The organism is Cupriavidus sp. 09_S30 (genome assembly GCF_056930435.1).
The window spans coordinates 1,559,065-1,580,444 of the sequence record NZ_JBXOWI010000002.1; the positions used below are offsets into that span (position 1 = coordinate 1,559,065).

The window sequence follows — 21,380 nt, forward strand, 5'->3', positions numbered from 1 at the left end:
GTGGCCAATGCCGCTTCGCGAAAATCCAGCATAAAGGCGGAATTCTCGAGAGATTATTTCGCCGCGCGATGGCAATTGACCGGCGCATTGACTTGACCGACCGTTCGGATATCTCTAGCATCCCCTCACTGCCCGCTAAGTTCGCATTAAGAACACGAGTTCGACAGGCGGTAACAAGCAAGTGTATTTGATTTGTTTTGGGGACAGAGATTGAACAAGATTGCCGGGTTCTTCACGGAACTGATGCGCCGGTACCTGCCGGATCCTTTCGTTTTCGCCATCGGGCTGACGCTGCTGACCATGCTGATGGCCATGGTGGTCGAGGGCCAGGCGGCTCCGGCCGTCGTCACTAGCTGGGGCAAGGGCTTCTGGAGCCTGCTCGCCTTCACCACGCAGATGGCCGTGATCCTGGCCATGGGCTATGTGCTGGCCACCGCGCCGCTGACCGACCGTCTGCTCGACCGCATCGTCGGCGCCGTGCAAACGCCGCGTACCGCCATCATCGTCGCCACGCTGGTCGGCGGCATCGGCAGCTACCTCAACTGGGGCTTCGGCCTGGTCATCGGTGGCATCGTCGCCAAGAAGCTGGCCACGCGCATCAAGGGCGTCCACTACCCGCTCATCATCGCTGCGGCCTACAGCGGCTTCACCATGTACGGCCTGGGCCTGTCGGCCAGCATTCCGGTGCTGATCTCGACCAAGGGCCACCCGTTGGAGAAGCTGATGGGCGTGGTGCCGCTGTCGGAGACCATCTTCTCCACGCCGATGCTGCTGACCAGCCTGGTGGTGATCATCACCCTGCCCCTGCTCAATGCGTGGCTGCATCCGCGCAACCCTGCCGACGTGGTCGAGATCAAGTTGTCCGCCGACGAGGGCAAGGCTGACGGTGCCGCGCTGGCGCACAGCATGGGCGGCGATAACACCCTCGCCAGCCGGCTCAACAACAGCCGCCTGCTGAGCCTGCTGATCGGGCTGTGCGGCGTCGCCTACGCCGTGATCCACTTCCGCGACGGCGGCTCGCTCGACCTGAACCTGATCAACTTCCTGATCCTGTTCCTCGGTGTGCTGCTGCTGGGCACGCCGGCCAACTACGTGGCCAAGCTGAACGAGGGCATCAAGACGATCTCCGGCATCATCCTGCAATATCCGTTCTACGCCGGCATCATGGCGATCATGGCGGGCTCGGGCCTGGTCGACACCATCTCGCGCGTGTTCGTGGATATCGCCACCCCGCAGACGCTGCCGTTCTGGGGCCTGATCAGTTCCTTCGTGATCAACTTCTTCGCCCCCTCCGGCGGCGGCCACTGGGTGATCCAGGGCCCGTTCATGATCGACGCCGCCAAGGCCATCGGCAGCTCGGTCAGCCAGACCTCGATGTCGGTGATGCTGGGCAATGCGTGGAACGACCTGGTGCAGCCCTTCTGGATCCTGCCTGCGCTGGCGCTGTCCAAGCTGAGCCTGAAGGATGTGATGGGCTACACCGTCATCATGATGTTCTGGGTCGGCCTGGTCTTCATCGCCGCCATGCTGATGTGGGGCGGACAGATCGCCTGAGTCGCGCTACCGTGATCCACCACCGAGATACCGTGACAAGGAGACTGCCATGCCGTTCCTGATCGAGACCTGGGACAAGCCCGGCCAGCAAGCCGTGCGCCAGGCCAACCGCCCCGCCCATCTTGTTTTCCTGGAGGAAAACAAGGCGCTGCTGCTGGCCAGCGGGGCCAAGCTCAACGACGATGGCAGCGACGCCGGTGGCGGCATCTACATCGTCGATCTGCCGACGCGCGAGGCCGCGCAGCGGTTTATCGACGCCGATCCCTTCACCCAGGCCGGCCTGTTCGCCGAGGTGCGCATCACCCGCTGGCGCAAGGCCTATCTCGACGGCAAGTGCTTCCTGTGAAGCCGGGCAGGCGCGCGCTTTCCGGCGCCGCGCCTGCCGCCGCACTACCATTGCCTGTTCAAGCTCGGCCGTCGCACGGCGGCGGCCATTGCCCAACCTTCCCCCAAGGAGACCGCCCATGCTGTTCATGGCTGAAATGACCGTCCGCATTCCCCACTCGCTCGACCCCGCCTTCGTCGAGCAGCTCAAGGCGGACGAGAAGGCGCTGTCGCAGAAGCTGCAGCGTGAAGGCAAATGGCGCCACCTGTGGCGTGTCGCGGGCCAGTACGCCAATGTCAGCATCTTCGATGTCGAGTCCAATGATGAGCTGCATGCGCTGCTGACCTCGCTGCCGCTGTATCCCTACATGGACATCACCGTGACGCCGCTGGCGCAGCACGGTTCGGCCATCGCCCAGAACTGAGCCGCTGATCCGACGCTACGGTACGCTACGCTACGCAACCCAACGACCCCGAACCGCCACCACACCATGCCTTACGCTGACCTTCCCGGTGTCCGCCTGCACTACCGCCTCGACGGCGACGAAAGCCTGCCGGTCCTCGTGCTGTCGAACTCCCTCGGCACCAACCTCGACATGTGGACGCCGCAGGTCGCCGCGTTCACCAAGCACTTCCGCGTGCTGCGCTATGACACGCGCGGGCACGGCGCCTCGTCGGTGCCGGCCGGCCCCTACAAGGTCGAACAACTGGGCGCCGACGTGATCGGCCTGCTCGACGACCTGCAGATCGAACGCGCACATTTCTGCGGCCTGTCGATGGGAGGCATCACCGGAATGTGGCTGGCGCTCGCCCACCCGCAGCGCCTGTCCAAGCTGGTCCTGTGCAATACCGCTGCCTATATCGGCCCGCCCGAGAACTGGACCAACCGCGCTGCGGCGGTGGAGCGCGACGGCGTGGTGTCGATCGCTGCGGCCGTGGTCGACCGGTGGCTGACGCCCGGCTTCGCAGCCAAGCGCCCGGAGCTGGTCAAGTACCTGCGCGGCATGCTCGCTGCTACCGATGCGCAGGGCTACGCCGCCAACTGCCTGGCAGTGCGCGACGCCGACCTGCGCGAGCAGATCAAGCATATCGCCCTGCCTACGCTGGTGATCGCCGGCTCGGGCGACCTGCCCACGCCGCCGCGTGACGGCCAGTACCTGGCGCAGACTATCCCCGGCGCGCGCTACGTCGAGCTGGAGGCCGCGCATATCTCCAATCTGCAGCAGGTCGAGCCCTTTACGCGCGCCGTGCTGGACTTCCTGCAGGGCTGAGCGGCGCACGCAGCCGGTCCGGCAGGCCGGGCTGACGGCGACTGCAAGCAGCGGCCGGGAGGAACCGGCCGGTAAACGAAAAAGGCCGGGCAATGCCCGGCCTTTTTCATTGTCGCGACTGCTAGCGCGGCTTGCGGCCGCTATCGTAACTTCAGCAACTTCAGCAACTTCAGCAACTTCAGAACGAGGGAACCATCGCGCCCTTGAACTGGTTCTTCATGAACTGGCGCACCTCTTCCGAGTGGTAGGCGGCAAGCAGCTTCTTCACCCAGGGCTTGTCCTTATCCTGCGTGCGGACCACGATCACGTTGGCATAGGGGCTGTGCACGTCTTCCAGGGCGATGGCGTCCTTGGTCGGCTGCAGGCCGGCGGCCAGCGCATAGTTGGTATTGATGGCGGCGGCGGCCACGTCAGGCAGCGCGCGGGCCAGCTGGGCGGCATCCAGCTCCACCAGCTTGACCTTCTTGGGGTTCTCGGCCACATCGAGCGGCGTGGCGTTGTTGCCGTTCGTGCCGGCGCCCGGCTTGAGCTTGATTACGCCCTGGGCAGCCAGCAGCAGCATCGCGCGGCTCTCGTTCGACGGATCGTTCGGGATGGCGATACGGGCTCCCTGCGGCAGGTCCTTGGGCGACTTGAGCTTCTGCGAGTAGATGCCCAGCGGCGAGATGTAGGTCAGGCCCACGCTCACCATCTTGTAGCCGCGTTGCTTGACCTGGCTGTCCAGGTAAGGCTGGTGCTGGAAGCTGTTGGCGTCGAGGTCCCCGGCGTCCAGCGCGGCGTTGGGCTGCACGTAGTCGTTGAACTCCACCACCTTCACGTTCAGGCCTTCGCGCTTGGCCACCTTTTGCACCACTTCCCAGACCTGCGAATCCGGACCGCTGACGGTGCCGACGCGAATCGTCTGTTCCTGGGCGAGCGCGCTGCCGGCCGCGGTGATGCCGAAGGCGGCGATGAGGAAGGAAAGGGTTCTGGAAATCGAGGATACGCGCATCTGAATCTCACATTGCTTGTTATGCCGGCGCGGGTTGGCGCCGGGATTGGCTTGTCGCCGGCCCGGTACGCCGGCTGGGCGTCCGTGGCCTGCCCGGCGCACCGATGGGTGTGCCGGCAGAACGACAAATGGCCTTTGCGGCGGCAGATGCCGCCGCAAAGGCCAAAGGGTACATCAATGCGTGGAAGTGTTCGAGTCCGCGTGCGCGTCCGAATGCGATTCCAAGTGCGAATCCGCATGCGCGTGCGAGCGCTCGGTCGCGAGCTGCTCACGCACCTTAGGCGCATTCTGCCAGCCGCCGCCCAGCGCGAGGAACAGGTTGATCTGGTCCACCGCCACCTGGCCGTCCGAGGCAGCCAGCGCCGCATCGTTGTTGGCCAGCGTGCGGTCGGCGTCCAGGCTGTTCAGGTAAGGCGCGCGGCCCGCTTCGTACAAGAGGCGGTTCTGGCGCGCGGCCTCATTGGCCTTGTCGCGCGCGTCGCGCAGCGACTGGTTGCGCTCCAGCTCGTGCGTGTAGGCGCTCAGCGCGGTGTCGGTCTCGCGCAGGGCCTTGAGCACCACGCCGTCGAAATGCGCCAGCGCGGCGTCCGAGCCGGCTTCTATGCCGTGGATGCGGGCGCGGGTGCCACTGGTCGGGATGTTCCAGGTGATCATCGGCCCGATGCTCCAGTGCGCGGTCTGCGCCTGCCCGAGGTGCTCCAGAATGCCGGTGAAGCCGGCCGACGCGCCGATGCTGATCGACGGATAGAGGTCGGCCGTGGCCACGCCGATCTGGGCCGTGGCCGAGGCCAGCTCGCGCTCAGCCTGGCGCACGTCCGGGCGGCGCTTGAGCAGCGCGGCACCGTCGCCCACCGGCAGCGGCTGGGCCAGCTTGGGGATGGCGTGGCAGGCATACTCGGACGTCGCCGCGGCGGTGGGCGGCTTGCCCAGCATCACGGCGAGCCGGTAGGCCGCCGCCTCCTGCCCTGCCCGCAGCCTGGGCAGCGCAGCGCGCAAGGTGTCGGCCTGCGACTGGGCGCGCAGCAGTTCGAGCGGCTGGCCGCGGCCGGCCGCCACGATCTTGCGTGTCAGCTCCACGCCGCGTTCCTGCAGCGCCAGCTGCTGCTCGGCGACCGCCAGTTCATGCGAGGCGGCACAGCCTTCCACATAGGAACGTACCGTCTCCGCGGCCACCACCACGCGCGCCTGGTCCAGCGCGGCCTGGCTGGCCTGCGCGCCGGCCAGCGCGGCCTCGTCGGCGCGCGCCAGCTTGCCGAAGAAGTCGATCAGGTAGGACACGCCGAAGCCGACGTCGCCGAAGTTCATCACCGGGATCGCGTCTTCGTGCAGCAGCGGCTCCGCCGCGATCCTGCCTCGTTGGGCGCCGGCCCGGACGGCTGCCTGGGGCAGATTCTCGGCCTCCACCTCGTGGTAGGTGGCGATGGCGCGGCGCAGGTTGGCTGCCGCCACGCGCATGTCGGTGTTGGCGGCGAGGGCCTCCTGCACCAGGGCATCGAGCCGGGGATCGTCGTAGAGGCGCCACCAGCCGTCGGGCACGGGCGCGATGGAGACGGCGGGGTGATCGATACCGGCAAGCGGGCCGTTGGCCTCGGGCGCCTTGACGGCGGCATGCTCGGGCACATGGTAGTCCGGGCCGACCGTGGTGCAGGCGGCGAACAACAGCGGCGCCAGCGCCGGAATCAGGGCTAGCGTAAAGCGTTTCACTGTACTGACTCCTGCTTGGCGGCCGGTCCTTGCGCGACCGTGTGGCCGGCCTGTGCGGCAGCGGCCGGTGCTGCGCCGCTCTTGCCGCCCTGCTGGTTTTCCACCGAGACGGTGGCCGTGCGGCCCGCCACCAGGCGGATGTCGGGCGGCATGTCGTCCAGCACGATGCGCACTGGCACGCGCTGGGCCAGGCGCACCCAGTTGAAGGTGGGGTTCACGTTCGGCAGCAGGTTGGAGCCGGCCGTGCGGTCGCGGTCCTCGATACCGGCGGCGATGCTCTGCACGTGGCCGCGCAGCACCTTGGACTCGCCCATGATGCGGATGTCGACCGGGCTGCCCAGGTGGATGCCGGCCAGCTTGGTCTCTTCGAAGTAGCCTTCGACGTGGAAGGACTTCTCATCGACCATCGACATCACCGGCCGCCCGGTGCTGACGTAGTCGCCCAGCCGTGGCAGCCGGTCGTTGACATAGCCGTCGACGGGGCTCAGCACGCGCGTGCGTTCCAGGTTCAGCTTGGCCAGGTCGACCGCGCTCTCGGCCTGCGCCAGCGCGGCTTCGCCCTGCTGCACCTTGGCCAGCCCTTCCTCGACCACTTCCTTGGACACGATCTCCGACAGCTGCTGGCTGCGCGTCGCCTCGCGGCGGGCCTGGCCCAGCGTGGCCCGGATCGCCGCGGCATTGGCCTGCGCCTGCTGCAGCGCCAGCGCGAAGCGGTCGCGGTCGATCTCGAACAGTGCATCGCCGCGCTTGACCTGCTGGTTGTCCTTGACCAGCACCTTGGTGACGAGGCCGGAGACATCAGGGGCGATCTGCACGACATCGGCCCGGACGTGCCCGTCGCGCGTCCACGGTGCGACCGTGTAGTAGTCCCACAGGTGCTTGGCGACAACCGCCCCGCCGGCGGTCAGGGCCAGCGTGAGCACGACCGGCCCGATGGATTTGAGTCTGAGTTTCATGATTGCAGATGCGCCGCCAGCCACACCACCCCACCCAGGATGATGGCGTACAGCGCGAGGTTAAACAGGGAGCGGTGCCAGACCAGCCGATAGAAGCCCACGCGCGACAGCCCGGCACGCAGGCCGGCCATGATCACGAAGGCCACCAGCATCCAGACCAGCAGGCTGGGTATATACACACCGTAAAGGTTGACTTCACCGCTCATCATTGCTTCCCGCTCACGGGAGAGGTTGAAAACAAGGCCACTTCCATTTCGACGAGGGCCAGCAGCGCCGTGCGCGAGGCCTGGTCGGCCCGGTCGGCCACGCCCTGCATGGCCCGCGTCAGGCGCAGGCGCAGCGCGGGAGGCGGCGCGTCGACCTTGGCGTCAAGCCGGCCGCGGTAATAGCCGGCGACGCTATGCAGCACGCGGCGCACTGCATGCTGCGCAGCGTCGGGCAGCGCGGGCAGTTCGCGCTGCAGCGCCAGCGTGCTCAGCTCCACGCGCACCTCGGTAAAGCCGTCGGTCGCCTGCTCGCTCTCGCTGGCAGCCAGCCGCGGCACCAACTGGGCCAGGCGGTCCAGCATGCGGGCGCGCAGACGCTCATGCTCGCCCGGCTCGCGGCCGGTGGCATTGCGAGCGATATCGCCCCAGCTGGCGCGCACCAGGCGGCGTGCCGCCGCGGCGGTGCCGAAGGGGCGCACCATCAGCGTCCAGATCAGCGCGAACAGGATGCCGGCGACGCCGGCCACACTGCTATTGAAGAAGGCGTGGAAGTCCGCGTTATAGCTGCCCTGCAGGCCGATATCGGTGGCGGTCACCATGGCCAGCGGCACGGCGATCAGGCTCAGCCGCGGCTGGGCGATCATCACGCCGAACAGCAGGTACGGGATGACGAACATGGCCACCAGCATCTCGTAATCGTGCGCGCGCGGCAGGATCATGAACAGGTAGACCATGGCCAGCACCACGCAGACCACATTCCAGACAAAGAAGGAACGGATCATCGGCGCCGGTTCGTCCAGCGCGGCAAAGAAGCAGCATGAGACCGCGCCCATCGCGACGGCGCCGGCGCCGTCGGCCCATCCGGTCATGATCCACACCATGCCCATGCAGAAGATGGCCAGCGCCGTGGTGGCCGTCGAGAAGAGCAGCATGCCGTGGTCATAGTGGCGCGCTTCGCCAACGTTCCAGCGGCTGAATGCCGGCACCCACTCCGTCGCCGGGGCGGCTTCGCCCAGGCGGCGCTGCAGCGAGACGCAGTCCTGCCACAGCGCGGCGAACTCGCGCAGCCGGTCGTAGGCCGTCGTCGCCACGGCGGTATCGAAGGCGGGCACGGCATCGTCGTCGAGTATGGGGGGGCGCTCGCTCGCATTGCCGCGGATCCAGGCGGAGACCGTGGCCATGTGCGCAGCCAGTTCCGGCGGCACGCCGGCTTCGTCGCGCTGCATCGTCTCGACCAGGCTGGCGAGCGAGGACAGCACCGGCAGCAGCATGGTCATGCGACCGCGCAGTTCCTTGGCGTCGCGGATGCGCGCAGCGGTCTCGGTATCGTAGGAAAGCTGGCTGATCAACTGGTCCAGGGCCAGGATGTCGGCCGCCAACTGGTGACGGCTGTGGTGGCGCGAGACGGCCGCGCCGGGATTGTCCGGCGACAGCATGTCGACCGCCCACTGCGCGGCGTGGCCCATCCACTGGGCCAGGCGGTCGCGCAGCACGTTGGACACCTTGGCCGGGAACACGACGGCGCCGACCACGCTGGCGCAGATGATGCCCAGGACGATTTCCTCCGAGCGGGCCACGGCCAGGTCGAAGATGCCGGTCGGGTGCTCCACGGCGGGCAGCGCGACCATCGGCAGCGTGTAGGCGGCCAGCATGAACAGATAGCTGCGCGGGGAGCGGTCGAGCAGCGCCACATAGAGCAGCACCGCCACCCAGATCGCAACGGCCGCCATCAGCAGCGGCGGCGCGTTCACCAGCGCCGGTACGAACAGCACCGATGCCGCCGCGCCCAGCAGCGTGCCCAGCACGCGGTACATCGATTTGGAGCGGGTCGCCCCCGTCAGCGGGTGCGCCACCACGTAGACCGTCGCCATCGCCCAGTAGGGGCGCGGCAGATCGAGGTACAGCGCGATGAACAGCGCCAGCATGGAAGCGATGAAGGCTTTGGCGGAAAAAATCCAATCCCTTGCCGAGGGCCAACTGATCACTTCATGCCCCCTGGCCTGTCGTGGGTTCCTGCGGCGCCGAGGCGGACGCCGCGGCTTTTGCCAGGGCGTCGAGCACGCGCAACGCGCCTTCGAAATCCTGCGGGGCCACGTTTTCAAACACGGTGGCGCGGATGCGCTTCAGATCGACCTCGATCTTGGCGGCCAGCTCCTCGCCGGCCTCGGTCAGCCACAGGGCGTTGGCGCGCCGGTCGCTGGCATCCACCTCGCGGCGGACCAGGCCGGCAGCGCAGAGCTGGTCGAGCAGCCTGACCAGCGAGGCGCCTTCGAGGCCGACATACTCGGCCACAGTGACCTGGCGCACGCCGCCGCCCAGGCGGCGGATGAACAACAGGGGGCCGGCGGCTGCCGCGGAAACGCCGTAGGAGGTCACGGCGGCTTGGGAAATCTGGCGCCACTGCCTGCCAGCCAGCATCAGCTGACCGGTAAAGGCAAAGCGCAGCGCATCTTCGGAAGTCATGGTCGGAATGATAGCTGTGAAATAATTAGAATGCAAACTATTCTTCTGCGAACGAATCAGGGCGTCCTCTATGTATCTATATAGATGGCGTGGTTGGCGCGGTGCGGTCCCGTATCACCCCTTGATGTTCCTCAACAATCACGCCGCCCTGCCCGCCTATCATGGCCGCAAGCCGCCTCTTGGCGGGCATGGCTCGGAGACGTGCATGGAAGACGGAGCCCTGGCGCGGGCAATGATGCGCAGCGATGCGTACCCGCATGCGGCACCCGAGGTGAAGTGCATCGAAACCCATATTTCCTGGGTGTTCCTTGCCGGCGATCTTGCCTACAAGGTGCGCAAGCCAGTGCGTTTCGACTTCGTCGATTTCTCCACCCTGGCAGCCCGCCGTGCGGACTGCGAGGAGGAGCTGCGGCTGAACCGCCCGCTTGCGCCTGGGCTGTATCTCGACGTCGTGCCCATCACGCGGGCAGGCGATGGCGTGCGCGTGGGCGGCCCCGGCGCGCCGCTCGACTATGCGGTACGCATGCGCCGCTTCCCTCAGCAGGATCTGATGGCAGCGCGCATCCGCGCGGGGACCATCGACATCGCCCAGGTGGATGCGCTGGCATTGCGCCTGGCGGATTTCCACCAAGGGGCGCCGCGCGCCGCCGTGGGCGACGGCTATGGGACCCCGGAGCGCATCCGGCACACGGTGGAGGAGTGCTTGTCCGGCATCGCCCGCGAGGATGGCCTGGGCGGCCTGGACGGTAACGATCACCTCGCCAGCCGCCTTGGCGCGGCCCTGCGCAAACGCGCGCAGGCGCTCGGCGAGCGCTTCGAGGCGCGCTTGCGCGCCGGCCACGTACGCGAATGCCACGGCGACCTGCACCTGGGTAACGTGGTCGTGCTGGACGGCGAGGCCCAGCCCTTCGATTGCCTCGAATTCAATGCCGGACTGCGGTGGATCGACACCATCAGCGATATCGCATTCCTCTTCATGGACCTGATTCACCACGGCCGGCGCGATCTCGCCTACCGCCTGCTCAATGCGTATCTGGAGCGTGGCGGCGATTACGCCGGACTCGCCCTGCTGCCCTTCTACGCCGCGATGCGCGCGCTGGTGCGGGCCCGCGTCGCACTGGAACGCGTGCGCCAGGCGGGCAAGGCCGAGGAGAACGCGGCCGCCCGCGCGCGGCAGGCAGACGAGTACCGCGCCTTGCTGGCACTGGCCGAGGCCCTGCTGACCCAGCACCGCGGCGCCATCGTGCTGATGCACGGGCTGTCGGGTAGCGGCAAGTCGACCGTGGCGGCGAGGCTCGCGGAGCGCGGCGGCATGATCCGGGTGCGTGCCGACGTGGAGCGCAAGCGCACCGCCAGCCCGCCGCCCGGCGGCTGGTACGCCCCGGCGGCGACGGCGCGGACGTACGGCCGCCTGCTGGCGGCGTGCCGCCTCGGGGCGCGCGCCGGCTTCCCGATGATCGCCGATGCCACCTTCCTGGAGCGGGGCCGCCGCAACCGCTTTGCCAGTCAGGCGGCGCGCGCCGGCACCCCATTCGTCATCGTCGATTGCCACGCCAGCCTCGGCACGCTGCGCGCCCGGGTGGAGGCGCGCGCCCGTGCGCGCAACGATCCCTCCGACGCCGACGTGGCCGTCCTCGAGCGGCAGGTGCTGGCGCAGGAACCGCTTGCGCCCGAGGAGCGGCGGCAGGCGGTGGACGCCGCCGAGGCCGCCGAGGTCGATGCGCTGGCCGCACGGTTCGGCTGAGGCTGCCCGGCTTCCCTGCCGGTCCCCGCCGTTCTGCGGTGGAAAAATCGAGGAATCCTTCTACAGCGGCTTTGCGACTGGTCAAGGAAGCCGTCTTTGCACGTAGTTCCCCCGCCAGCGGGGCTTGTGCGGTGCACCAAGCGGTGTAGCATCATGTGCATCATCGTCCCCCTGGCACTGCGGCGCCTGGCGGCGCCATCGCGTCCGCCGGGCCCCGGGGTTCGTGCAACGATCCAACGAGTAGTAAATGAAGAACAAACTCCGCTGGGGCCTGCTGGCCTTGCTCATCGTCCTGCTCGCCGCGGCGGTCCTGTGGTGGGAGTACGGCCGGGGCGAGCGGTGGCCGGCCGAGATTGCCCACGCCAACGGCCGCCTGGAAATGGCGCGGGTCGACGTGGCCGTCAAGTACGGCGGCCGCGTGGTCGAGTTGCCCGTGCGCGAAGGCGATGTGCTGGCCGCCGGTGCGCTGGTGGCGCGTCAGGACGACGCCGAGTTGCGCGCCCAGCTGGAGGCCGCCACGGCCGCACGGGCCCGCGCGGCCGACGCCACGCAGCGCGCGCAGGCCGAGACCGAGGCACGCAGCGCGCGCCAGCGCCTGGCGCGGCTGGAGTGGTCCGAGACGGTCAAGTTGTTCAGTGACGGGCAGGTGTCTGCGGTCGAGCGGGACCGCCGGCGCATCGCGCTGGACGGCGAACAGGCGGGCGTCGACGGCGCCCGCGCGGCACTGGGCGAGGCGCGTGCCGCCATGGCCGAAGCGGACGCCCAGGTCGCGCGCCTGAACGCCGTGCTGGCGGAAACCACGGTGCGTGCGCCGCTGGCGGGCCGCGTCGAATACCGCGTGGTGGAGGTGGGCACGGTGCTGCCTCCCGGCGGGCGCGTCGTCTCGCTGCTGAACCCGGACGATATCTACTTCACTGTCTTCCTGCCCGGCCCCCAGGCTGGCCGGCTGGCCATCGGCGCGCAGGCCCGCATCGTGCTGGACGCTTTTCCCGGCGAACCCATTCCGGCCCGCATCGGCTTTGTCGCCGGCGAAGCCCAGTTCACACCCAAGTTCGTGGAGACCGAGGGCGAGCGCGCCAAGCTGATGTACCGTGTCAAGCTGCAACTGCCGGTGGAGGTGGCGCGCAAGCTGGCGCCGCGGCTGAAGGCCGGCATGACCGGCGAAGGCTATGTCCGGCTGGATCCCGCCAAGCCCTGGCCGGCGACGCTGGCCGTGCGCGGGGAATAAGACGTGGGAGACGTGGGCGGCACCGCCGGCACGCAGTCCGGCGCCATTCGCGTGGAGGGGCTGACGCATCGTTACGGTGGCACGCGCGCGCTGGAGGGCGTCTCGCTGAGCCTGCCCGGGCATAGCACGATCGGCCTGATCGGTCCCGACGGCGTGGGCAAGTCGACGCTGCTTGGCATCATCGCCGGCGTCAAACGCATCCAGCAGGGGCAGGCCTCGGTACTGGGCGCCGACCTGCGGGATCGCGCCCAGCGCGAGTCCATCCTGCCGCGCGTGGCATACATGCCCCAGGGGCTGGGACGCAATCTCTACCCCACGCTGTCGGTGTATGAGAACGTCGACTTCTTCGGGCGCTTGTTCGGCCTCGATGCGGCGGAGCGGGCCGCGCGCATCCGCCGGCTGCTCGACGCCACCGGCCTCGCCCCCTTCCCTGACCGCCCCGCAGGCAAGCTGTCGGGTGGCATGAAGCAGAAGCTCGGGCTGTGCTGTGCCTTGGTGCACAACCCCGACCTGCTGATCCTCGACGAACCCACCACCGGCGTCGACCCCTTGTCGCGGCGCCAGTTCTGGACCTTGGTCGACGACCTGCGCGCCGAGCAGAAGGGCATGAGCGTGATCGTGGCCACCGCCTATATGGAGGAAGCCCAGCGCTTCGAGCACCTGGTGGCGATGGATGCGGGCCGCGTCCTGGTCAGCGACAGCACCGCCGCGGTCCTGCAGCGCGCGGGCACCGACGATCTGGAGCAAGCCTATATCTCGCTGCTGCCGCCCGCGCGGCGCGGCGACGCCACGGGACTCGTCATCCCGCCGCGCGCCCCGGAGGACGGCGAGCCGGCGATCGAGGCCGAGGGCCTCACGCGGCGCTTCGGCGACTTCGTCGCCGTCGATCAGGTCAGCTTCCGCATCGAGCGCAGCGAGATCTTCGGCTTCCTCGGCTCCAACGGCTGCGGCAAGACCACCACCATGAAGATGCTGACCGGCCTGCTCGACGTCAGCAGCGGCACCGCCAGACTGCTGGGCAAGCCGATCGATGCCAGCGACATGCGCACCCGCATGCGCGTCGGGTATATGTCCCAGTCCTTCTCGCTGTACGAGGAGCTGACGGTGCGGCAGAACCTGGACCTGCATGCCCGCCTCTACCGCATGGAAGGCGAGCAGGCCAGCGCTGCGGTCGCGCAGGCGCTGGCTGGCTTCGAGCTGGCGCCTTACGCCGACGAACGCCCGGCCGCCCTGTCGCTAGGCATCCGCCAGCGGCTGCAACTGGCCGCGGCCTGCCTGCACGGTCCCGAGATGCTGATCCTGGACGAGCCGACCTCCGGGGTCGACCCCGGCGCGCGCGACATGTTCTGGCGCCACCTGGTGAAGCTGTCGCGCGAGCAGCGCGTCACCATCTTCGTCTCCACCCATTTCATGAACGAGGCCGCGCGCTGCGACCGGATTTCCTTCATGCACCGCGGCCGCGTGCTCGCGGTCGGCACACCGGAGGATCTGCGCGAACGGCGCCAGGCGGACACGCTGGAAGATGCCTTCGTGGCGTACCTGGAGGAAGCCGAGTCCAACAGCGCGCCGCCGGCACTCTCCCCGGCAAGACGGCCGGCGGGCAGCATCGAGGCCCGCGGCAATGGCGAGGCCCCATCGCCGCGCCACACCGCCGCGGCGCCGCTGGCCCGCATCTGGGCCTTCGCCAGGCGTGAGTCCATCGAGCTGGCGCGCGATAAGCTGCGGCTCGCCTTCGCCATCCTCGGGCCGATCGTGCTGCTGCTGGCGGCGGCCTGGAGCGTGTCCTTCGACGTGGAAAACGTACGCTTTACCGTGCTCGACCGCGACCAGAGCCTGGCCAGCCGCGAACTGCTCGAGCAATTCGCCGGCTCACGCTATTTCGTGCCGGCGGGCACGGCGCGCGACGAAGCGCAGGCGCGGCAGGTGCTGCGCGCCGCCGGCGCATCGATGGTGGTGGAGATCCCGCCGGGCTTTGGCCGCGACCTGCTGGCCGGGCGCCGTCCCGAGGTGGCCTTCTATATCGATGGCTCCAGCCCCTTCCCAGGCGCCACCGTGCGCACCTATGTCAACGCCACGCTGCTCGGCTATGTGCAGGCGCGCGCCCGCGCGCTGCCGATGGCGGCCCCGGCCCTGCCGATGGGCGTGGAAACGCGCTTCGTCTACAACGAGCAGTTCCGCAGCATCTATGCCATCAGCCCGGGCATCATCATGCTGGCGCTGATCCTGATTCCCACCATGCTGACGGCGCTGGGCGTGGTGCGCGAAAAGGAGATGGGCTCCATCACCAATCTCTACGCCTCGCCGGCCAGCGTGGGCGAATACCTGCTGGGCAAGCAGTTGCCGTACGCCGGCCTGGCCATGCTGGCCTACCTGGCGCTGGTGGCCCTGACCGTCACCCTGCTGCAGGTACCGCTCAAGGGCTCCTTCCTGGCCCTGTCGCTGGGCGCGCTGCTGTTCATCCTGGCCGCGACCAGCCTGGGCCTGCTGATGTCCACCTTCGTGCGCTCGCAGGTTGCCGCGATCTTTGGCACCGCCATCCTGTGCCTGATTCCCTCGGTCAACTTCTCCGGCCTGCTCTACCCTGTCTCCACGCTGACCGGCAGCGGCTACTGGGTGGGGCTGGGCTTTCCTTCCTCCTGGTTCCAGCTCATCAGCCTGGGCAGCTTTACCAAGGGGCTGGGCGCGGACAGCTTCGGCACCATGTACCTGGCGCTGCTCGGCTTCGCGCTGGCCTACCTGGCCGGTGCGCGCTGCCTGTTGCGCAAGCAGGAGGCCTAGCGATGGGGCAATGGTTCAAGAACGTCGCGCGGCTCAGCCGCAAGGAGATCTTCAGCCTGTTCAGCGATGCCACGCTGATGATCCTGATCGTCTTCGCCTTCACCCTCGCGGTCTACTCCGTTGCCAAGGGGATCAAGGCCGAGGTGTCGAATGCCTCGGTGGCCATCGTCGACGGCGACCATTCGGCGCTGTCGCGCCGCCTGCGCGATGCGGTGCAGCCGCCCTACTTCAAGCCGCCGGTGGACATCGACCGGCGCGACATCGATGCCGAGCTCGACCGCGGCCGCTACATCTTCGCGATCGAGATCCCGCCGCGCTTCGAAGCCGACGTGCTGGCAGGCCGCGCGCCGGCCGTGCAGGTGCTGGTGGACGCCACCGCGATGACGCAGGCCGGACTGGGCACGGCGTACCTGCAGGAAATCTTCACCAGCGAGACGCTCGCCTTCCTGCGCGCGCACGACATCCAGGCGCAGCTGCCGGCCGTAGCCGTGCTGCGCGTCCTGTTCAACCCGAACACGGAATCCTACTGGTTCACCTCGACCATGCAGATCGTGGTCAACATCACGGTGCTCTCCATCATCCTGGTGGGCGCCGCCGTGATCCGCGAGCGCGAGCACGGCACCATCGAGCACCTGCTGGTAATGCCGGTACGCGCCAGCGAGATCGCCGCCGCCAAGATCATCGCCAACGGCTCGGTCATCTTCCTCGTCTCGCTGCTGTCCCTGTGGCTGGTGGTGAATCTGTGGCTGCAGGTTCCGCTGCAGGGATCGATGGCGCTGTTCGCGCTCAGCACCGCGCTGTATCTGTTCTCGGTGACGGCGCTGGGGATGTGGCTGGCCACGCTGGCGCCGGCCATGCCGCAGTTCGGCCTGCTGGCGGTGCCGACCTACGCCGTTGCCTACCTGCTGTCGGGCGCGGCCACGCCGGTGCAGAGCATGCCGGCCGCCATGCAGCCGGTGGTGCAGTTGCTGCCCACCACACAGTTCGTCACGCTGACGCAGGCGATCCTGTTCCGCGGCGCGGGCGTCGACGTGGTCTGGCCGCAGCTGCTCGGCGTCACGGCGGCGGGCGCGATCTTCCTGACCCTGGCGCTCACGCGCTTTCGCGCCATGCTGGCGCAGCAGGGCTGAGCCAGGTGAAGCAGACATGAATCGGAGCAAGGATGTGAAGCAGAAGAAGGCCGGATTCCCGCTGTGCGCCGCCGCGCTCGCGGCCGCCACAGTGATGCTGGCGGCCTGCACCGCGGTGCGCGTGGACATACCGCCCGCCCCCGCGGCGCCGGCCGCTTTCCAGCAGATGCCGCCGTCGGACGGCACGCAGGCCGACCTGGCGCGCTGGTGGCAGGACTGGCAGGACCCCGACCTGACCAGCCGCATCGACGCGGCGCTGCGCGCCAACACCGACCTGCGCGTGGCCCGGGCGCGCGTGCTGGAGGCCCGTGCCATGGCGGCCGTAGCCGACTCGGCGCGCTATCCCACGGTGGCCGCGCTGGCCGGCGCCTCGCGCGGTGAGGGCGACCTGCGCAGCCCGTCGCCCGCGCCGGATGGTTCGCCGGCCCTCGAGGCCTATGCCGTCGGCCTGAGCGCGGCCTGGGAGGTCGACATCTTCGGGCGGCGCGCCAGCGATGCCGCTGCGGCGGCGGCGCTGGCGCAGGCCGCCGAGGAGCAATGGCGCGGCGTGCGCCTGGCGATCGCCGCCGACGTCGCGCAGAACTACCTGGAAGCGCGGGGCCTGCAGCGGCGGCTCGCCTTGCTCGACCGCAACCTGGTTACGCTGGGCGCGCTGCAGCGCTATGCCGAGGCGCGCTTCCGCGCCGGACAAGCCCTGGCTTACGATGTGGAGCGCGTGCGCGAACAGATCGCCGCGCGGCAGGCGGAGCGGCCGCTGCTGACCAGCCAGATCGAGGTACGCCAGCGCCGGCTCGCCGTACTGGAGGGAAAGGCGGCACAGTCGGCACCATCGGCCGAGGCCCTGCCTGCGCCCGCCGCCTTCCGCGTGCCGCCGGTGCCTGCCGGCGAGTTGCCGTCGGCCGTGCTCGAGCGCCGGCCCGACGTGCGCGCCAGCGCCGCCCTGCTGCGCGCGCAGGCGGCCAGGCTCGGCAGCGCCAAGGCCGATCTGCTGCCGCGCTTCTACCTCAGCTTCATCGGCCTGGACGGCCGCATCCGCATCGACGGCCTGCCCGCCCTTAGCGGTACCGCAGGTCTGCTGAGCGCCGGCGTCGACCTGCCGCTGTTCAACGCCGGCCGCATCCGCTCGAATATCGCGGCCAACGATGCCCGGCTGCAGGCGGCACTGGCCGAGCACGAGAAGACCGTGCTGCGCACGCTGGAAGAGGTGGACAGCGCCTACGGCGTGCGCCATGGGCTTGACCAGCGGGGCCAGCGGCTGCAAGGCACCCTTGCCATCGCCCAGCGCAATGCCGACCAGGCGCAGCGGCTGTACGAAGGCGGGCGGCGCACCCTCCAGGACGTACTCGATGCCCGCATCGGCGCACTCCAGCGAGAAGACGAAGTGCTCCAGGCGCAGACCGGACAGGCCCTGGCCACGGTCCAGCTCTACCGGGCGCTGGGCGGCGGCTGGTCAGCGGCGGACACGATCGAGCCAGCGTCCGCGGACCCGGACGCGCGCGGCTGACCGCGGCGAGCGGGCGCGTCGCGCCGAACCCCTTGCCTCGAACACTTCACCCTCAGGTGGGGTGCCGAATGCGCCACGACTCAAGCACAATGGCCTGAGGCAGGCGTTGACCCCCTGTCATTCCCGGGAGCCACGGCGCCTTGTCGTGGCTCTTTTTTTCTGTCTTGCGCCTGGGGCGCGCCTGGCTCTCGTCGCCTCGCCGCCGCCCGGCCGGGGCGAGCGGAGCATGAGCTTATGACGAATAAGTTCTTTGCCCATGGCTCGGCAAGGAGGTAGGCTTCGCGTTTTTGCCCGCTTTCCCCATGCCGTTCCCCGCTGCTTCCTCCCGCATCGCTTCCGCCCGCTTCCCTCGCCTGCCCGCCCTGGGCGGCCTCCTTGCCGCGCTGGCCGTCTGCCTGCCGGGCATTGCCCAGGCGCAAAGCCCGGTGCTGGAAAAGATCCGCGAGGCCGGCACGATCACGCTCGGCTACCGCGAATCGGCCCTGCCCTTCTCCTTTGCCGACGACAAGGGCCAGCCCGCCGGCTATGCCGTGGACCTGTGCCTGCGCGTTGCCGAGGCCGCCAAGCAGAAACTCGGCCTGCAGGACCTGAAGGTCCGCTGGCTGCCGCTGACGCCGCAGAACCGCGTGCCGGCCGTCGTCAATGGCCTGGTCGACCTCGACTGCGCGCCCAATACCAATACCCTGGAGCGCCAGAAACAGGTCGCCTTCAGCGTTTCCCACTACGTTTCCACGGTGCGCCTGCTGGTGCGGGCCGATTCCGGCATCCACTCCTTTGCCGACCTGCGCGGCAAGACCGTGGTTACCAGCGCGGGCTCCACGGGGGACCGCCATGTGCGGCGCCTGAAGGCGGAGTACGGCTATCGCGACGTCTATGCCAAGGACCACGGCGAATCCTTCCTGCTGCTGGAATCCGGCCGGGCCCAGGCCTTCGTCATGGATGACGTGCTGTTGGCCGGCTTGCGCGCTCGCGCCAAGAATCCGTCCGAATATGTGATCGTCGGTCCGGCCCTGTCGGTGGAGCAGAACGCGCTGATGATGTCCAAGGCCGATCCGGAATGGAAGCGGCTGGTCGACCAGACCCTCACCAAGGCCTTCGCGGGCCAGGATGTAGTGGCGCTGCAGAAGCGCTGGTTCCAGGAGCCGATCGGCGCGCGTCGCGTGAACCTGGCGCTGGTGCCGTCAGAACAGGTGCGTGCGGCCTGGAAACATCCCTCCGACAGCGCGGCCGAGTAAGGATCTTCCCGCATCTTGTCCTATTTTGATGACATTACGCCGCGGGGCGGACCGTTGCGTCGGCGCCGCCCCGGGTCGACAAGAAAGTTGACAGTCAGGCGAAATGTTAGCGAAACTGCTTTCAAGCGGAGCCGGAGCCTGCCCTGATGCAGCTGCCATGCCGGCCACGCGTATTCGACCGCCGGAGGGGCGGCTTTTTGAGGAGAAACCATGAAGAAACTCGTCGCGACGGCCGTCGCGCTCACTCTTGGCACTGCATCGCTGGTAGCTTACGCACAAAATTCGGGCAAGAAGTTCGATCCGTACAGCCAGGGTGCCAAGTCTGGTGAAAAGTTCGACCCGTATAGCCAGGGTGCCAAGTCCGGCGACAAGTTCGACCCGTACAGCCAGGGTGCGAACAAGAGCACGCGTGCCGACCTGGCCAGCGAGGCATCCGCACCCGAGCCGAAGAAGAACCATAAGAGCAGCCACAAGAGCAAGAAGTCGAAGAAGCCCGCATCGGACGCAGCCGCAAGCTGATCGTCCCGCTGTTGCAGCAAGGAAGAAGCCCGCATTTGCGGGCTTTTTTCATGGCTTCTCTCGTCGGCGCCCCGGCCGGCAAACCGGGTCACGCAGCGCGGATGCGCGCACCGATCATTGATCGCCGGCGTCCATGGTCATCGATGTCACATCCACCCGCTGCACCTGGTTCTGCTGCCGGATGTCGGTGCGCAGCACGAAGGCTTCCGCCGGGCAGTACCAATCGGTGACGTGCATCACCGTCGGCTCCACCTGGATGACCTCGTCGCCAACCATCAAGGGGCCGAGCGAAGTGCGCTTGTCATAGGTGATGGGCAGGCATTGCTTGCGGCCGAGGACCGTATCGATGGTCTGGCGCTTGCCCACATGGCGGGAGCCGACGATGATCGAAGCGTGCAGGGCGCGCATATTGCCCACGACCTCGTCGGAGCCGACCGGAAAGATGTCTAGTGCCACGCTGGACTCGAAGGTTTCCCCGGCCAGCGTCGCCCCTTCCCGGATGTCCAGGCCGGCGTAGTTGAACACGCCCGACCCCTTGAAGGCCGCCTCGCCGAACATGCGTGCATAGCGCCCGCGCGCATTGATCACGGCATGCTGGCTCTCGATTTCGCTGCCGCCGGATCCATCGTCCGCCTTGCGCCTGGCATGCCGGTCGATGGAGACCTCGTGGACCTGGTCCATCACCACGGGCGGGCCCATCAGGGCTGAGAACGCCGATTTCGACATCACCTCCAATACCGCCCGGCAGCCATCGGCCGTCTGGTCGGTGTCGCGCAGCGTCATGGTGATCGACATCGGCATCGTGCCATCCCCCTCCATCTGCACGCGCGATCCGGAACGGAACCAGGGCGCGTCGCACAGCGTGCCGCGCGTGGCCGGCATGGCGGCTTCCCCGCTCACCCGCGCAGGCGCGGCTTCCGGGGCGTTCTGCGCAGCCGCCAGCGGGCCCAGCAAGAGCCAGGGCAGTGCCGCCGCGAGCGGGAGAAATTTCTGCGCCGTTTTCTTCACTTGAATCCTGTCTAGAATGAGGTCAGCGCCCCAAAAGATGCCCGACGGCAAGTTCTGCCAGTCCGCTGCGTTTTATCTGGCGGCACAGATGGAAATTAGCGTGTTTCGCGCGACTTGTCTCGTCGGTTTTCAGATCCCAGGCACCGTGTCCTGGCGCCCTTGCAGGGAGTTCCTATGCTTCCGTATTACGCCAAACTGTGGTGGGTCGTGGCATTGCGCGGCTTGTTCGCCATTCTCTTCGGGCTCTTCGCCTTTTTCGCGCCGATCGCCACGCTGGCCGCGCTGATCCTCGTGTTTGGAGCATTCGCGGCGGCCGACGGCATCGGAGCACTGTTCATGGCCATCTCCGGCAAGCAGCGCGAGACCAGCGATCGCTGGATCCTGGCACTGCAAGGTCTGCTGGGCGTGGGAATCGGTGCCCTGACGTTGTTCAGCCCGGCTATCACGGCACTATCGCTGCTGCTCTATATCGCGGCATGGACGCTGGCCACCGGTGTGCTTCAGATCATCGCGGCGATCCGGCTGCGCAAGGATATCCCCAATGAATGGTGGCTGGTGCTAGCCGGGCTGGCGAGCATCGCCCTGGCATTCCTGTTGCTGTGGAACCCGGTGGCCGGCGCTCTCGCCGTGCTGTGGATGATCGCTTCCTGGGCCATCGTGTGCGGCATTCTACTCATTGGCGTGGCGCTCCGCCTGCGCCGAGCGCATCACGAGGGCAATCAGGCCAAGCCGCAGCCCGTCTGAAGGGCTGCGAAGGCCCGCCGA

19 protein-coding genes are annotated in these 21,380 nt (G+C 68.1%); 12 read left to right on the top strand and 7 right to left on the bottom strand.

Translation table 11 applies throughout. The features are described 5' to 3' along the window. Positions 1–210: 210 nt before the first annotated feature. The 4 genes from AC1Z3O_RS27145 (at position 211) to pcaD (ending at position 3,149) form a co-directional block, all read left to right on the top strand. Positions 211–1,554 (top strand): short-chain fatty acid transporter, encoded by a 1,344-nt coding sequence (locus AC1Z3O_RS27145; protein WP_483519242.1) that lies wholly within the window; start codon positions 211–213, stop codon positions 1,552–1,554. Between the two features lie 49 nt (positions 1,555–1,603). Beyond that, a complete protein-coding gene (locus AC1Z3O_RS27150) occupies positions 1,604–1,900 on the top strand; it encodes a YciI family protein (protein WP_483519244.1) in 297 nt (98 codons plus the stop codon). A gap of 118 nt (positions 1,901–2,018) precedes the next feature. After that, complete coding sequence (gene catC / locus AC1Z3O_RS27155) at positions 2,019–2,303, top strand: muconolactone Delta-isomerase (RefSeq protein WP_483519245.1); 285 nt, start codon at positions 2,019–2,021, stop codon at positions 2,301–2,303. Positions 2,304–2,369: 66 nt separating this feature from the next. Further along, positions 2,370–3,149 carry a 3-oxoadipate enol-lactonase gene (gene pcaD, locus AC1Z3O_RS27160; RefSeq protein ID WP_483519247.1) on the top strand — a complete coding sequence of 260 codons (780 nt, stop codon included), beginning with the start codon at positions 2,370–2,372 and terminating at the stop codon, positions 3,147–3,149. Between the two features lie 178 nt (positions 3,150–3,327). Here the strand turns inward: pcaD and AC1Z3O_RS27165 are convergent, their stop codons facing one another. The 6 genes from AC1Z3O_RS27165 to AC1Z3O_RS27190 form a co-directional block, all read right to left on the bottom strand. Beyond that, complete coding sequence (locus AC1Z3O_RS27165) at positions 3,328–4,140, bottom strand: MetQ/NlpA family ABC transporter substrate-binding protein (RefSeq protein ID WP_483519249.1); 813 nt, start codon at positions 4,138–4,140, stop codon at positions 3,328–3,330. 174 nt (positions 4,141–4,314) lie between these two features. Continuing rightward, entirely contained in the window at positions 4,315–5,844 is a 1,530-nt protein-coding gene (locus tag AC1Z3O_RS27170) for an efflux transporter outer membrane subunit (RefSeq protein WP_483519251.1), read from the bottom strand. Then, positions 5,841–6,800: an efflux RND transporter periplasmic adaptor subunit gene (locus tag AC1Z3O_RS27175; RefSeq protein WP_483519252.1), complete on the bottom strand. Its 960-nt coding sequence runs from the start codon at positions 6,798–6,800 to the stop codon at positions 5,841–5,843. The genes AC1Z3O_RS27170 and AC1Z3O_RS27175 overlap by 4 nt, the downstream gene beginning before the upstream one ends. Then, the gene (locus AC1Z3O_RS27180; RefSeq protein ID WP_483522023.1) at positions 6,797–7,006 is read right to left on the bottom strand and encodes a DUF1656 domain-containing protein; all 210 of its coding nucleotides are present in this window, start codon (positions 7,004–7,006) and stop codon (positions 6,797–6,799) included. Before AC1Z3O_RS27180 ends, AC1Z3O_RS27175 begins: the two co-directional genes overlap by 4 nt. Further along, complete coding sequence (locus tag AC1Z3O_RS27185; protein ID WP_483519253.1) at positions 7,006–8,991, bottom strand: FUSC family protein; 1,986 nt, start codon at positions 8,989–8,991, stop codon at positions 7,006–7,008. The genes AC1Z3O_RS27180 and AC1Z3O_RS27185 overlap by 1 nt, the downstream gene beginning before the upstream one ends. Position 8,992: 1 nt before the next feature. Continuing rightward, complete coding sequence (locus AC1Z3O_RS27190) at positions 8,993–9,469, bottom strand: MarR family winged helix-turn-helix transcriptional regulator (RefSeq protein WP_483519254.1); 477 nt, start codon at positions 9,467–9,469, stop codon at positions 8,993–8,995. Between the two features lie 205 nt (positions 9,470–9,674). On the opposite strand from AC1Z3O_RS27190, the gene AC1Z3O_RS27195 reads away from it, so the two are divergent. From AC1Z3O_RS27195 to AC1Z3O_RS27225, 7 genes are all read left to right on the top strand, one after another. After that, positions 9,675–11,213: a bifunctional aminoglycoside phosphotransferase/ATP-binding protein gene (locus AC1Z3O_RS27195; protein ID WP_483519255.1), complete on the top strand. Its 1,539-nt coding sequence runs from the start codon at positions 9,675–9,677 to the stop codon at positions 11,211–11,213. A gap of 247 nt (positions 11,214–11,460) precedes the next feature. Next, positions 11,461–12,441 carry an HlyD family secretion protein gene (locus tag AC1Z3O_RS27200; RefSeq protein ID WP_483519257.1) on the top strand — a complete coding sequence of 327 codons (981 nt, stop codon included), beginning with the start codon at positions 11,461–11,463 and terminating at the stop codon, positions 12,439–12,441. Positions 12,442–12,444: 3 nt separating this feature from the next. Continuing rightward, entirely contained in the window at positions 12,445–15,219 is a 2,775-nt protein-coding gene (rbbA, locus tag AC1Z3O_RS27205; protein WP_483519259.1) for a ribosome-associated ATPase/putative transporter RbbA, read from the top strand. Between the two features lie 2 nt (positions 15,220–15,221). Beyond that, positions 15,222–16,349 carry an ABC transporter permease gene (locus tag AC1Z3O_RS27210; RefSeq protein WP_483519261.1) on the top strand — a complete coding sequence of 376 codons (1,128 nt, stop codon included), beginning with the start codon at positions 15,222–15,224 and terminating at the stop codon, positions 16,347–16,349. Positions 16,350–16,365: 16 nt separating this feature from the next. Beyond that, positions 16,366–17,853 carry an efflux transporter outer membrane subunit gene (locus AC1Z3O_RS27215; protein WP_483519263.1) on the top strand — a complete coding sequence of 496 codons (1,488 nt, stop codon included), beginning with the start codon at positions 16,366–16,368 and terminating at the stop codon, positions 17,851–17,853. Between the two features lie 302 nt (positions 17,854–18,155). Next, complete coding sequence (locus AC1Z3O_RS27220; RefSeq protein WP_483519265.1) at positions 18,156–19,088, top strand: amino acid ABC transporter substrate-binding protein; 933 nt, start codon at positions 18,156–18,158, stop codon at positions 19,086–19,088. Positions 19,089–19,298: 210 nt separating this feature from the next. Further along, positions 19,299–19,607 (top strand): amino acid ABC transporter permease, encoded by a 309-nt coding sequence (locus AC1Z3O_RS27225; RefSeq protein ID WP_483519267.1) that lies wholly within the window; start codon positions 19,299–19,301, stop codon positions 19,605–19,607. A 114-nt stretch (positions 19,608–19,721) separates the two neighbouring features. Here the strand turns inward: AC1Z3O_RS27225 and AC1Z3O_RS27230 are convergent, their stop codons facing one another. Beyond that, positions 19,722–20,615: a hypothetical protein gene (locus AC1Z3O_RS27230; protein ID WP_483519268.1), complete on the bottom strand. Its 894-nt coding sequence runs from the start codon at positions 20,613–20,615 to the stop codon at positions 19,722–19,724. A 174-nt stretch (positions 20,616–20,789) separates the two neighbouring features. Here AC1Z3O_RS27230 and AC1Z3O_RS27235 point away from each other — a divergent pair, with 174 nt between their 5' ends. Continuing rightward, positions 20,790–21,359, top strand: a complete 570-nt coding sequence (locus AC1Z3O_RS27235) for an HdeD family acid-resistance protein (RefSeq protein ID WP_483519270.1) — start codon at positions 20,790–20,792, stop codon at positions 21,357–21,359. Positions 21,360–21,380 lie beyond the last annotated feature (21 nt).